Origin of the sequence: Paenibacillus nuruki (assembly GCF_001721045.1) — a bacterium.
In the GTDB taxonomy this organism is placed as follows: Bacteria; Bacillota; Bacilli; order Paenibacillales; family Paenibacillaceae; genus Saccharibacillus; species Saccharibacillus nuruki.
Genome location: NZ_MDER01000025.1, coordinates 1 through 14,557, shown reverse-complemented (window position 1 = coordinate 14,557; position 14,557 = coordinate 1). Strand labels below are relative to the sequence as shown.

Annotated in this window: 12 protein-coding genes; 8 read left to right on the top strand and 4 right to left on the bottom strand. The window is 37.7% G+C overall.

Features of this window, described 5'->3' with window-relative positions:
- Window positions 1-68 precede the first annotated feature (68 nt).
- Window positions 69-1,271 carry a glucose-1-phosphate adenylyltransferase gene (locus PTI45_RS02450; RefSeq protein ID WP_069325952.1) on the bottom strand — a complete coding sequence of 401 codons (1,203 nt, stop codon included), beginning with the start codon at window positions 1,269-1,271 and terminating at the stop codon, window positions 69-71.
- Between the two features lie 296 nt (window positions 1,272-1,567).
- Between PTI45_RS02450 and glgB the strand changes: the two genes are divergently transcribed.
- The 4 genes from glgB (at window position 1,568) to PTI45_RS02430 (ending at window position 8,815) form a co-directional block, all read left to right on the top strand.
- Window positions 1,568-3,490, top strand: coding sequence for a 1,4-alpha-glucan branching protein GlgB (gene glgB / locus PTI45_RS02445; RefSeq protein ID WP_069325951.1), 1,923 nt, complete (start codon window positions 1,568-1,570; stop codon window positions 3,488-3,490).
- Between the two features lie 16 nt (window positions 3,491-3,506).
- The gene (glgA, locus tag PTI45_RS02440; protein WP_069325950.1) at window positions 3,507-4,940 is read left to right on the top strand and encodes a glycogen synthase GlgA; all 1,434 of its coding nucleotides are present in this window, start codon (window positions 3,507-3,509) and stop codon (window positions 4,938-4,940) included.
- Window positions 4,941-5,168: 228 nt separating this feature from the next.
- Window positions 5,169-6,008 carry a hypothetical protein gene (locus tag PTI45_RS02435; RefSeq protein ID WP_069325949.1) on the top strand — a complete coding sequence of 280 codons (840 nt, stop codon included), beginning with the start codon at window positions 5,169-5,171 and terminating at the stop codon, window positions 6,006-6,008.
- Between the two features lie 56 nt (window positions 6,009-6,064).
- Window positions 6,065-8,815, top strand: coding sequence for a PAS domain S-box protein (locus PTI45_RS02430; protein ID WP_069325948.1), 2,751 nt, complete (start codon window positions 6,065-6,067; stop codon window positions 8,813-8,815).
- A gap of 47 nt (window positions 8,816-8,862) precedes the next feature.
- Here PTI45_RS02430 and PTI45_RS02425 read toward each other — a convergent pair whose 3' ends face one another.
- Entirely contained in the window at window positions 8,863-9,756 is an 894-nt protein-coding gene (locus tag PTI45_RS02425; protein ID WP_069325947.1) for a helix-turn-helix domain-containing protein, read from the bottom strand.
- Window positions 9,757-9,910: 154 nt separating this feature from the next.
- Between PTI45_RS02425 and PTI45_RS02420 the strand changes: the two genes are divergently transcribed.
- The 3 genes from PTI45_RS02420 (at window position 9,911) to PTI45_RS02410 (ending at window position 11,294) form a co-directional block, all read left to right on the top strand.
- Window positions 9,911-10,246, top strand: coding sequence for a DUF4440 domain-containing protein (locus tag PTI45_RS02420; protein WP_245703396.1), 336 nt, complete (start codon window positions 9,911-9,913; stop codon window positions 10,244-10,246).
- Window positions 10,247-10,604: 358 nt separating this feature from the next.
- Window positions 10,605-10,913, top strand: coding sequence for a hypothetical protein (locus PTI45_RS02415; protein WP_069325946.1), 309 nt, complete (start codon window positions 10,605-10,607; stop codon window positions 10,911-10,913).
- A 93-nt stretch (window positions 10,914-11,006) separates the two neighbouring features.
- Window positions 11,007-11,294 carry a hypothetical protein gene (locus PTI45_RS02410; protein WP_069325945.1) on the top strand — a complete coding sequence of 96 codons (288 nt, stop codon included), beginning with the start codon at window positions 11,007-11,009 and terminating at the stop codon, window positions 11,292-11,294.
- 21 nt (window positions 11,295-11,315) lie between these two features.
- Here the strand turns inward: PTI45_RS02410 and PTI45_RS02405 are convergent, their stop codons facing one another.
- Window positions 11,316-11,579 carry a hypothetical protein gene (locus tag PTI45_RS02405; RefSeq protein ID WP_069325944.1) on the bottom strand — a complete coding sequence of 88 codons (264 nt, stop codon included), beginning with the start codon at window positions 11,577-11,579 and terminating at the stop codon, window positions 11,316-11,318.
- A gap of 444 nt (window positions 11,580-12,023) precedes the next feature.
- On the opposite strand from PTI45_RS02405, the gene PTI45_RS23845 reads away from it, so the two are divergent.
- On the top strand, window positions 12,024-12,206 hold the full coding sequence (locus PTI45_RS23845; RefSeq protein ID WP_139129205.1) for a hypothetical protein: 183 nt from the start codon (window positions 12,024-12,026) through the stop codon (window positions 12,204-12,206).
- Between the two features lie 1,838 nt (window positions 12,207-14,044).
- Here the strand turns inward: PTI45_RS23845 and PTI45_RS02390 are convergent.
- A complete protein-coding gene (locus PTI45_RS02390; RefSeq protein ID WP_069325941.1) occupies window positions 14,045-14,224 on the bottom strand; it encodes a hypothetical protein in 180 nt (59 codons plus the stop codon).
- Window positions 14,225-14,557: the final 333 nt, after the last annotated feature.

The window sequence follows — 14,557 nt, the reverse complement described above, 5'->3', positions numbered from 1 at the left end:
ATTCTATACGTTGTATATCGTAATGATCATCATTGAATGATCTATATTTACCAAAAGGATGTAATAAATTATAATCCGCCCGCACGCAATCTAGTGGATTTATCATAAACTTCTTGAAGTAAGCGAGCAGGTTGTGTACGAACAACAGGTTTAGCATGGATAATCTCGTAAGGAGCAACAACTTTGATATCAGCAGCAGTACCTTTGATGACTGCACCTTCTTTGATTACTGCCCCTTCAGCGACAATCGCATATTCTACACGAGCATTTTTGCCTACAATTGCACCTGGCATAATTACACTGTGACGAACATCGGCGAACTTACCGATTTCAGCGTTGTTAAATACAACAGAACGTTGTACATCACCTTCTAATACCGCTTGATCGCTAACCATAGAGCATTGAGGGACTTGACGTTCACGAGTGATCGTATTTGTAGCATTTAAGCTAGGTGAGAACATAGGCCAAGCTTCATTTTTAAGTTCAAACTGTTGATCTTGACTTAAAATATCCATATGCGCTTCCCATAAGCTATCGATTGTACCTACGTCTCTCCAGTACCCTTGGAATTCGTAAGCTACCACGATTTGGTGTTCTGCCAACATTTGCGGAATAATATCTTTACCAAAATCATGATTGGAATCTGCTTTGACTGCATCTTCGATTAGATGACGTCTAAGATATTGCCAGTTAAATACGTAGATACCCATAGAAGCTAGATTACTTTCTGGTTGAGCAGGCTTTTCAGAGAATTTGGTAATATTCATTGAAGAGTCAGTACTCATCACACCAAAGCGACTTGCTTCTTCCCATGGAACTTCCATAACAGAAATAGTTGCCATAGCATTGTGTTCTTGATGGTAGTTAATCATATCACTATAATCCATGTGATAAATATGATCGCCTGAAAGAATCAAAACATTTTCAGGATTAAGCGCATCAAGATAAGCGATATTTTTCGTGATCGCGTCTGCTGTTCCCATATATTCACCTGTTGCTTCAGAAGACAACAGAGAGAGGTTCATTTGAAGATCGGATGTGGACCAAGCATCCCCTTGATCGATATGGTCATGAAGCGATGCTGCTTCATATTGCGTCAGTACACCGATCGTATCAATGCCTGAATTCACGCAATTACTGAGAGGAAAATCAATAATCTTGAAGTCTCCGCCAAACGGAACTGCTGGTTTGGCTACAATTGATGTAAGTGGTGCGAGTCTGCGCCCTTCTCCTCCGGCCAGCAACATAGCAACACACTTTTGATTTTTCATTAAATTTTCCCTCCAACTGTATAGTGACAACGCTCGTGATGATGTAATAATTTATAACCTTGAAAGATATTGTTTGAAACAAGTTTATTGTAAAATTTTTTCATTAACCAATTCTTTGTTCCCCTAATTACGTAGAGAGGTCTTTTCAACTGGAACAAATACGGGTAATAATTGTGGTTAGTGACTTAAATCGTTTACCTATTCTAATCAGAAGGATAATAAACTAGAATAGAAGTAGAAGATATAAAATAATGTAAAAAATAAACATACATCTACTATGTAGCGGGGGTGATTTTTTGAGTCAAAAACGAACAGTTTATGGAGAACCAACTCCTGAGGAACTTTATCTTTTTCATGAAGGCACAAATTATCATACGTATCGTCACTTTGGGTCTCATGTGACGTCAGAAAATGGTGAGTCTGGTGTACGCTTTACGGTATGGGCACCTGATGCCATACATGTCGGAGTCGCAGCAGACTGGAACAATTGGGATGGCGAACATCATCCATTACATAAGCTTCCCAACTCAGGAGTATGGACAGGATTTCTGCCGAATGTTCATGAAGGCAGTTTGTATAAATATCATATTACTCCATCTAATGGGGTGCCTTTTCTTAAAGCTGATCCGTATGCGCATTATGCTGAAGTTCGACCAGCGACAGCTTCTGTTGTTTCTTCATTAGCAGGATATACATGGAATGATGCGGTATGGAGACGCAAACGTCGCGCACCTTATCGTAAACCACTTAATATTTATGAAATGCATTTTGGAACATGGAAACAAAAAGAAGATGGGAGCTTTTATACCTATCGTGAGTTGGCAGATATCTTAATTCCTTATTTGGTAGATATGGGATATACGCATTTGGAATTGATGCCATTAACTGAACATCCGTATGATCTATCATGGGGTTATCAAAGTACAGGCTATTTTGCACCAACTAGTCGTTATGGAACGCCACAAGAATTAATGTATTTTGTAGATGCTTGTCACCAAGCGAATATCGGTGTGATCTTAGACTGGGTTCCAGGACATTTCACCAAAGACGCACATGGTCTGAGAATGTTTGATGGTACACCACTATATGAATATGCTGACCCAGATCGAGCTGAAAAGATCGGATGGGGTACGTTATCATTTGACTTTGGTAAGCCAGAAGTTCGTTCTTTTCTAATATCGAGTGCCTTATATTGGATGGAAATGTTCCATTTTGATGGTCTGCGTGTCGATGCAGTTACCAGTATGATCCGACTTGATTTTGGTAGAGAAACGGTTGGAGGCTGGAAGCCGAACGAACAAGGTGGAGCCGAAAATAAAGAAGCGATCTCGTTTTTGCAACAGCTCAACAAAACGATTTTTCAATATTACCCTCATGCTCTGATGATGGCAGAAGAATCCAGTGCGTGGCCGGGTGTGACGAAGCCTGCACATGAAAACGGGCTTGGATTTAACTATAAATGGAGTATGGGTTGGATGAACGATACGCTAGACTATGTCGAATCAGACTTCGACCAGCGCCCTAGTAAACATAATCTGTTAACGTTCCCGATTACCTATGCATTTGCAGAAAATTCCACGTTACCTCTTTCTCATGATGAAGTGGTGCATGGTAAGAAGTCGCTACTTGATAAAATGCCGGGTAGCTATGAGCAGAAGTTCGCAGGACTACGTCTGTTACTGGCTTATCAGATGACCCACCCGGGCAAAAAGTTATTATTTATGGGTGGCGAATTTGGGCAATTTATCGAATGGAAAGATCAAGATCAATTGGATTGGTTACTGCTTGAATACGATATGCATCAGAAAATGAAAAGTTACACACGCGAGCTGAATCATCTCTATCTACAATTACCTGCTTTGTGGGAACAAGATCATGAGTGGGAAGGGTATGAATGGTTAAATGCAGACGATGCTGCACGTAGTGTGATTACGTATATGCGTAAAGGTAAGAAAACTAACGATACACTGATTATTGCGATTAATTTCCAACCGATTCCACAAGTGAATTACCGTGTAGGTGTACCCAAAGCAGGAACATATGAAGAGATATGGAATAGTGATGAGCCTCGCTTTGGCGGAACAGGTGGACGAACAGAATCATTAGTCTTTTCTGAAAAAGAACCGTTCCATCAGCAAGAGCAAAGTATCGAAATCACTTTACCACCACTTAGTGTGCTTATATTAAAGCGTCGTACTTCCAATAGACGCAAATCATAGAAGGAGGACATAAACGATGAATATTTTATTTGCAGCAGCAGAAGCGAATCCTTTTATCAAAACAGGAGGTCTTGCTGACGTTATCGGCGCATTGCCTCAAGCTCTTCAAAAAGAAGGGGCAGATGTACGGATCGTATTACCTTTTTATAAAAGTATCCCTGCACCCATTCGTGAAAAGTCTGTCTTATTGAAAGTGATTCAAGTACAAGTGGGATGGCGTAGTCAATATTGCGGTATTATGCAATATATCGAAAATGGTGTGACCGTATATATGATCGATAACGAGTATTATTTTGGACGTGATGGGATCTACGGGTATGGAGATGATGGGGAGCGTTTTGCTTTCTTTAACCGTGCTGTGTTAGATATTTTACCAGTGATCGAATTCCAACCTGATATTATTCATGCTCATGATTGGCATACAGGCATGGTACCGATGTTACTTAAAGCACAATACCGTTATAACCCGTTCTATGCAGATATCCATAGTGTATTTACGATTCATAATCTGCTATATCAAGGTATTTTCCCTTATTCTGTATTGGGTGATCTACTTGGCATGGATGATCGTTATTTCCAATCTGAAGGAATCGAATATCATGGTAATGTAAGCTTTATGAAAGGTGGAATCGTATTCGCTGATCAAGTGACTACGGTAAGCCCAACCTATGCAGAAGAAATCAAAATGCCTTATTATGGCTATGGATTAGAAGGATTGTTAGGCTCACTCGGTGATCGCTTGCACGGGATTGTGAATGGAATTGATACGAAGAGTTATAATCCAGCAACAGATACGTATCTAACCAGTAATTATCGTAGTGCAACAGCGAAGCGGACAGCTAATAAGTTGGCATTACAAGAAGAATTAGGATTACCAATTGATGCTAAAATCCCTATGATTTCTATGGTTACTCGCTTGGCTGAATCGAAAGGATTAGATCTAGTCACTCGTGTACTTGATGAATTATTATATTATGATGATGTACAGTTTGTTATTTTGGGGACAGGTGAGCAGGAATACGAAGATTGGTTCCGTGAAGCGCTGTCTCGTCACTCTACTAAGCTTGCGGCAGAGATTAGATTCAGTGAAGGCGTAGCACGCCGTTTCTATGCAGGTAGTGATATGTTCTTGATGCCTTCCAAATTCGAACCTTGCGGGATCAGTCAATTGTTAGCGATGCGTTATGGTAGTATTCCAATTGTTCGTGAAACCGGTGGATTGAATGATACGGTACAATCGTATAACGAATTTACAGGCGAAGGTACAGGATTTACATTTGCTGCTTACAATGCACATGATATGTTATTCACTATTCGTCGTGCATTATCTATTTATAATCAACCTAAAGAGTGGAAAAAAGTTGTGAAAAATGCGATCACTGGCGAATATAGCTGGCAGGTGTCTGCGCAAGAATATCTAGAAGTGTATCGTAAAGCATCTGAATCTTAAGGTTGTATAATAATTCAAAATAGTAGGTTAAGCTCAATGAGTGAAGCCAAAAAAGGCTACCCGCAAAATAAACGATAACGGGTAGCCTTTTCTTATTTTGTATAGGATGATTTGGTTATAACGTGCATTATCTATATTGATAAATCAATCAAGAGGTAGAGATAATTCTTGCTTTTGATTAAGTTATCGATGAGACACTCTAAATAATGGTAAAAGGTGGAAATACATATGCTTAGTCTAACCAGTACAAAATGGGAACTTCTCCACGGGCCGTATGGTAACGGTGGACATATTCCTTCACTTATCACATCATTACAACAACATTATGATCAAGAGCAAGCAAACGAATTATATTATGAAGAGTTATATCATCAGAACACAATTTATTCTAGTACGTACGTATCGGTTCCGTATTTGGTACAGATGGCACTGGAAGCTTCTGATCTTCAGACTCAACTGGATATTTATATCGTATGTGGAATGTTTGAAGCGTGGAATGAATTGCCTATAGGTGAAGACACTCATGAACCATCTAAAGAGTGGTATGATTATTTTACAGATTTAGGTACTGAAGAAGTAGTGGATGTATACCGATCGTATCAACAATCAATGCAAAGATTAGATTCCGTTCTAAACAAAAATAGGACACAGATCCATCAGGTTGAAGAAAGTGAAAAGATTCATCTTTTAGCTGCTACAGCTGCTTTGCAAGGATACCGACATTGGGCAAAATGTTTTCTTATGTACAGTGATGGTGAAGAATACATAGGGGCATGTCCTAATTGTGATCAAGATCTCTATATATGGACCGATCAAAATAGTGAACTCACCGAATGGCGAGCTTATCCTACAGATCCAGTGATGAATATAGAAGCAAACTATCAAAAAATACGACCGGATGCGGAATATCAGAACCAAGAGGATCTGAAATGGTTATATACGTATATGACTTCATTGCAAATGACATATCGGGTAACCCAGCTAGCTTATTTAGGAGGAAAAGTGAATTGTCCTCATTGTTCTGACGATATATCTATAAGAGAAGCTTTATTAAAAAATATCTTCTAAATCGATTATTATATTAGGCTACAGCATTGCTCAACATAAGGGAGCGTTAGGCAGATATGAGTGAAGTAACCATAAGTGAAGAAGTATACCAACGATTACTATCGAATGAAAAGCATTATCAAAATATTATGGATTATTCTAACGATATGATTAGTCGTCATCAGATCAATACAGCATCTACCTATTTGTCAGTATCTGATGCAGCATATACATTAACAGGCTATACCCCAGAAGAATTGCTAGGAACCAGTGGATATCTCTATATTCATCCAGAAGATGCTCCTCAAGTTATTGAATATATTAATGTCAGTCTGATTATGAATCATCATGTAACGATTGTATACCGGATTTTGCGCAAAGATGGTTCGTTTTTCTGGGCAGAATCGGCTTGTCATTATTTGTACGATGAACAAGGTCGCAAAAAAGAAGTGCTATCTATTACTCGTGATATCACAGAACGTAAATTGATTGAAGAACAATTGCAATACAGCGAGTGGCAAATGCGTCTTATTACAGATCATACATCTGATTTGATTTCTAGGCATGTAGCCAATAGTGACGTGACATACTTATATGCTTCACCCGCCTGTAAAACATTGCTTGGTTATACTCCAGAAGAAATGTTGGGTAAAAATGGACTAAGTTATGTACATGAAGATGATGTAGAGAAAGTACGTAACTACTTAACAGCCGTTCAATATGTGCAATCCGATCCAGAAGCGGTTATTTTCCGTTTTAAACGTAAAGATGGAACATATATGTGGTCTGAAACGACTTGTCGATATACGTATGATGAGCAAGGCGAATTGGAATATCTGGTAGCTGTCTCGAGGGATATTACCGAACGACGTGAACAAGAAAAAAGACTGCGTGAAAGCGAAAGTCGTTACAAATCGTTATTTGAACATAATCCTACAGGTATTAATGCTTTAAGTATAGATGGCACTTATTTGGCTATGAATAAAAGCATGGAGGATCTTCTAGGTTATACGAATGAAGATTTGAAAAATAAACCATTTGAACCTGTGGCTCATCCTGACGATCTAGCTAAAACCAATTATCATTTTGAATTAGCCAAAAAAGGTGAGACACAGACGTACGAAATACGCACTTTTCACAAAGACGGTCATGTTATTGAAGTACATGTTACGAATGTACCGATTTATGTAGAAAATGAAGTGGTTGGTGTGTATGGGATTATTAATGATATTACCGAGCGTAATCAGTATTTAGCTAAAATAAAAGATTTAAGTAATCAGCAAGAGCTTATTTTAAATTCAGTATCTGAAGGGATATTCGGCGTCGATCTGGAAGGCAATACAACGTTTATTAATCCAGCCGGATCAGCAATGTTAGGGTACGATGTCAATCTCATGATGAATGAATATCATTTGAAGCAGATCGAGCAAAGTCAGCCAGATGGAAGCCCAGCGCTGGCGGGAGATACACCGATTATGCGTTCTCTGTCAGATGGACAACCTCTTTACCGTGAGGAAGCCGTATTATGGAGACAAGATAATTCAAGCTTCTTAGCTTCATACCGTGTGACTCCTATTATTGATAATGGGGAACGTGTAGGTGCAGTAATTGTTTTTCGAGATCGTACGGAAGAAAATGAAGTGATTCGAGCACGTGAGATTGCTGAACAAGCAGATCGGGCAAAATCTGAATTCTTGGCAATTATTAGTCATGAATTACGTACTCCAATGAACGGTATGATCGGTATGATTGAACTGTTGTTCGATACGTTAGAGACGCAAGAACAACGAGAATATGCTGAGATTATTATAGATAGCAACAATGCATTATTGAAAATTCTAAACGAGTTGTTAGACTTTAGTAAAATCGAAGCTGGACGTATGGAGCTAGAGTATGGTGAAGTCAATATTCAGCATTTACTCGATCAAGTGACGGATATTTTTGTGACACCGGTACAGGAAAAGAAACTGTTTATTAATACACATATCGATCCCAAGTTACCTTCTTATATTATTGGAGATGAAGATCGATTACGACAAGTTCTGATCAATTTGGTCGGAAATGCTGTTAAATTTACAGAGCATGGTGGTGTATTGATTTCTGCTCATCTGAAGCCACAAGTTGATGCGCAATCGATTGTTATTGAATTTTCTATTCAGGATACAGGGCACGGTATACCGGAAGACCAACAAGCCAAGTTATTCCAACCGTTCTCTCAGATCGGGACAGCGACCAATCGTAGATATGGCGGAACCGGTCTAGGATTATCTATTTGCAAAAAGATTATTGAATTGATGGGCGGTTCTATTCGGGTTGAAAGTAATTCTAATCGAGGAGCTACTTTTGCATTTACACTAACATTAAATGCAGCCGATTATCCTGAAATCGATATGACTACACAACAAATAGCTGCGCAGCCATCGGTACCGACTTCATTATATGGCCCTTTACGTATCTTAGTGGCTGAAGACAATGCAACGAATCAGAAAGTATTGTTAACCATATTAAGCAAGCGAGGGTATCAGGCAGACCTTGTAGAGAATGGGGCAGCAGCCGTAGAAGCAACCACTCGTAAGAAGTATGATTTGATATTTATGGATGTGAATATGCCGATTATGGATGGTATGGAGGCAACACGTCGTATTCGTCAGCAACATAAATCTTCACCGATTATTGTAGCGGTGACTGCATTTGCTCGCAAAGAAGAACAGTTATTATGCATGGAAAGTGGAATGCAAGACTTTGTATCTAAGCCACTGCGGATCACTAATATTGAAGCACAGTTAGAAAAGTGGTCAGAGTATATTCGTACGCATGATAGAAAATAATACAACCTAAACAAAGAAACTCTCTTAACGTTAGAGAGTTTTTTTGTTTACCATTCTATAGCTTGTTCTCGAAAATCAGAAGGCGTATATCCCGTTTCTCTTTTGAAAAATTTACTGAAATGGGTTGCTTCTTTGAAGTTAAGATGTTCTGCAATGTGACTGACCGATTGATCGGTATGCACAAGTAATCGCTTCGCTTCTAAGATCATTCGAGCAGAAATAAAAGCTTTGGCAGTCATTCCGGTTGCTTCTATAGAAGCTCTGGTTAATGTTTTTTCAGTACAATTTAAATAGTGCGCATACTCGCTAACATGACTCCATTCAGCGAAATGTGTCTCGACAAGCTTATGGAAATGAATAAAACGTTGTGATAATTGAGTATAGGTTATGGGAAGAGTATTTTTGTGCAAAATATGAAGCCAAGTCATCAAGGTATAAAGTTGATAACGTAATAACATATGGACATCTTCGGTAGGTTCTGAGATTAGAGAATCTTCGATCATTCTAGCAATCGAATAAACAGCTCGATCTAATTCTGTATTAGTGAGCGTTAGCACTTTGGGTAGTCTTTCAATATCAAAAGCTAGCTTGTGTTCATTTAAAGTTGAAGACCTAGGTATAAGAAACTCGGAACGAAATAAAATAATCCAACCCTCCCAATCTTCATCTTTTCCAAAGTTATGAACCTGATTAGGAGAGACTACAAACAGAGTTCCTGATTTACACAAAACGAGTTCAAAATCAATAGATTGAGTACATTCCCCTTGAGTCACGCAAATAACCATATAGAATTTGTATCTATGATTAATATCTATTCTTCCTTCAGGTGTACGCTTTTTCAATTCGGAAAAACTGAAAATTTCTAAGTCGTATGAATAAGGCGAAGGTGGATTATATCTTAGAGCTTCTATTTTGACATCATGATTTAGTTGAACATTCATAATATATATTTCCTTTCAGTGAAAAGTTGTATAAAAATATAATGTCCATTTTATATCTTTTTTAGTCCTGATATAGCCTTTATTTCATATCCTAAATTACCTAAAATGATCATATAGCATCTTATCAATATAACATAGAAAAGGAGTTTGAAAAATGAATACGATGAACCACAACGAAATTGCTGAAATTGTTATGGATATCGAGCGCGCAAATAATGAGCGTTGGAATCAAGGGGATTGTTACGGTTATCTCGATAATTATAGTAACGATATCAGTTACTTTGATCCGATTACTGCAAAACTTCTCGTCGGTAAAGTAGCTGTAGAAAAGCATATTTTGACACATTATAAAAATCCAAATATTATTCGAAGCGAATATATAGATCCAAATGTAGCTATTAGTGAAGCTGTTGATCTCGCTGTACTCAGTTACAATTTACGCAATTTTGTAGTAGGAGAACATGGAGAAGAACAACTTCAGACTTTTTGAAACTCAACAGCAGTATTTCGCCCAATCAATAACAAGTGGCGTACAGTTAGTGCTCACTGGTCTTTTGTCCAGCATCCAGGTATCATGTCCAAACATAATTCGTTTTAAAACAATAGGAATGAATTACAGCTATGTCTTTATTCGCTCAAAAAATTAAGCAAAGTATTTTTTGATTTTGAGCAAATATAAATTAAATACACATAAAAAAGCGTCTGTATTAAAGCAGACGCTTTTTGGTATGATGATATATTGAAAAATAAATCTCTTATATTACGTTATAGCGTACCACTTGTTTCATCTATATATGTTATTTTGGTGGTAAAAATGATATCAAAATAGACTCTAGAGGTGCAAACAAATGAAAAAAATTATTGTAATACCACAAGGCGAACAATATGCTAAATATGTAGAAATAGGTTTGCTGATCGATCCATCATATGCGATTACATTAGGCGAAGAGCATGTACATTTGGTTAAAGTAATGCCTACAACACGCGCAGATATTTATATCGCAGAGCAAACGTATAGCTTTATAACCATCGCTGTAGGTATATATGAGATTGAAGATTTACCTGCTATTTTGAAAAGGTTGAACAAGATATCAGCATATCAATTATTAACAACATACCATCATGTAGAAGATCGTATTTTTAATATTTCAACATAAGTAGAATTAGTTGTATGTTGAAGATACACTTCAAAACGTAGGGGTAAAGAAGTAATGTAATGGAGTACTTCATCATAGAAAGGATGGAATACAATGACTATTCGCTCTTCAAAATATCCTTATCTTACAAACAATCATACTCGAAATCTAATGATAGGTGCAGTAATTATGGGTCTATTCGCTAGTGCTTGTACAGTAGGAACCGGTACAAATCATGCAACCATTCAAGGTGAATCGAATTCTAGTTATCATAATACTTATTTTGTGATGGGTAACCGTGCTGTAGTGAGCGTAGTTGTTGTAGGTGTAAGCATTGGTATTAGTCTGGGTCTACCATTAACTATAAAGCTATATTCGGGTATTGTAAGTCGTACAAAGTAAAGAATATATACGAATTACATATCAGTGCTTATATATAATACCAATATACGCTAAACTAGCTACACACACTAAGAATCCCAAAATGGCTGAAATTCGCTGAAAATGGGTATATTTGTGAGGATGCAATGTAACAAATTCAATGACTTGCGTTAAAGTAAGCACAAGGTAAGAAAATGCTGCTAATCCTAATAACCAAATAGCTTGCGGATAAGCCAGTCTCAATAGTAAGCTAATCACTGCTACAACTGGACATATAATAGATATAGCTTTAAGGAGGATTCTCATGATAAAGCCTCCTTTTTCTATGATTTAAAAGATTCAGAAGATCTATTTAACGCGATAAAAGTAGCAATAATTAGACACAATAAACCACCAAACCAGCCTATTGTTGGAGCATAGGCGAATATATGCTGACTATACATGCCTACAAGAATTATGCATATCCCTATTGATATAAATATAATGATTTTACGTTTTGACGACATATTATGAATTCTCCTTTCATTCTTTATTTTAAGCATTATTTAATATTATCAAAAAAAAGAAAAATGTACTAAATATCTTAGAGGTGAAATCATTATTATTAATTCTAAAATGCAGGAATATCTCGTTTATTTGGAAAAAAATATAGAGAATATCAAAAAAAGAGTAGATTTATCAGAATGTAAAGAACTATTTTCGCCATGTTTTTTGGAGTGGGATCAATGTGTTCTTTTATACCAATCTCATATGGATACATTACCTAATTATTTTGTAGCCAATCCCTACATAGCTGATCGAACTGCTTTTGAAGCGTATTATAATTATGTACATTTGGATGATTGTGTAGATTCAATTGCCGATTCACATTATTTGTTAAAAATAGCTATTGAGATTATTGAAATCTGGAAAGTAACTCTGTTTAAACAATAAGCTTGCGACACAATGATTCCAATTAAAGGGAATCGATAAGAGGTAGCTGAAACTCTCTCTTTTTGGTAGCCTGCAGACAAGAAACTTTGTATGAGGAGCATGCCTGACCTGCTGACTTCCCCTGTAATTCCTTCTCTGGCTCGTCCAGACTTTTCTTTTCTGAAACAGATACGCATTTTGTGCAGACGAAGTGGAAGCCCGGGTGATCTACCGGCTTCTCTAAAACCCTATCCTGACCGAAGCCTTTTGCTAAGTGACGCTAAAAGAGGTGAAGGAAACCGGTAAATCGGTGTTCCTCTGCGCTCAGGATACAACGGAAGTGAGCTATGCCAAACGGGAGAAAACACCGGACTAGGCGAATGCTCCGGTAAATATTCTAAAGGTCTACTGCTGTCTACTGCTGCATTCAATACTGGCGCTTAAGACTTCTGGGCTTCCTATGGGTCTGCTGCACCAAAAGATATGGACCCGAGGCCCCTTTGCTGAAAGGAACGCGTAAGGTAGAACGTCCTTATGAAGAAAAAGAAAGTTAGAGATGGAGGGAAACACCGAAGGCCTGAAACTGATTCACGTCAGCGATTAGGAAGCCGACTTTTTCGCATATCTTGCGCAATTGGAACAAGACGGCCAAACTTATGTGATCCAAGCTCTCCAAAATCGGGTCTGGGAAGGAGTGCGTCAGCAGTCGGTCAAATTCAAGTTTCGATCCTTCAAGACACACGTAAAGGAATCCCTCGCCGGGAAACGATGCTTGCGCTTCGATTTCGGAAATCGCTTGGAACGAAAAGGGGGATATGGCCGCTTTCCAGTACAGTTATTCAGTTGCGATAACTCATCCTGCTTCCGGACGAAGACCCTTGGAATAGTTTTGTGGGCCAAACTGCCCCTTGAAAGCGTAAGGATGAAGCAGAAAAGATAGCCTGGTATGTACAACGCTGGAATATTTAACGATTCTACTACATATTCAAAGTGGGTATGAAGTGGAGAAACTGCAAGTCCTCGAAGCCGACTGGCTGCGCAAATTAGTGCTGATGTATTCGATGATTACAGCCTATCTGCAGCACTTGACGTACGCGAAGCGGCACGCGAGTGGCTAGAAGCTGCGTGTACGGACGTGATGGGTGAAAAAGAGTGGCAGGTGCTATACCGAATGGCCAACTAAACCCGAAAACTGCCAGAGCAGTCCCACGGCTTGAATGAAGCCGTGGGACTGCTCTGGCCAAACTCAGAGAATTTTAGGCTGCAAAGTGATGCAGAGCTGGGAGCCAAAGTGATTTGGAAAGAGTCACAGGTGCTGCGTACTGTGCTGGATAGATAACAATTTTTAATGTGAAATTTGTTCCAGCCTTGTGTCATAAGCTTAGAGTTCGGGTAGGTTAGCATTTACACACAGTGTTGGTCTTACGAAATGGATCAGGACGTTCAATTACTGAAGAAGGGAATTCGACGCACAATCTGGCCGAATATCGTCATTTCTGAAACCTTGTCAGAAGTCAAAGGGTTGAATATAGTTCTATCTTCAGCACACTTTTTTGCTGGATCAAGATATAAATGTTGATTATCAGTTTAGTTGGCAGAGAAATGAAGAATGGCAATGTGGTTAATTGTAAGTGAAATCCGCAAATAATAGAGAAGTATGAAGATATGTAGTTGTGATTTGTTATTTCTCCTAAACGTGCCTTAGCACGTTTAGGAGAAGATCTTTTATGATATTTTCCTATGTTTTTCAATCATAAATCTGTTGTATGCAGCAGTTTTCCTTACGAGTAACTATAATTAATTGTTTGTTTTAAAGAAGGGTAACTAAGCTTAATCAATTAAGTTCTTATGTAAAGAGACTATTTGAGTTTTCTTTTTTTTAATAAATATGCAACGAAGTATCCTAATGCAATAATTCCGGTAGCTACAAGGGAAACGAAAATGGCTGTAATTGTAATAGTGCGCGCAACAATATAAAATGCTAACAAACCAGTTAAAAAACATAAGACTAAATTCAAAGCCATTTTATTAAATCTCATAATATCCCTCTTCTCAAATAGTATTTTATTTTGCCTAAATACTTGCTTTATAAGTATTTAGGACATTATTCAATTAGCTTTGTGTTCTAAAAATAGGATGTTGTATTTAATTGTACAATGAAACATTCGCAAAATACAATATTTACAAAAGAAATAAAATACAAATTTAATAATAAAAATCGTCTAAGCTTGACTAAGTAATTATATTTATGATAGTTTTAAGGTGTAATTACATATTTTAGAAAAGGAGGATAGAAAAAGAAAGAGAATGAATCATCTTGACTAAGTAACTATGATAGTTTTTACGGTTCAAATAACTATTACGAAAAGGAA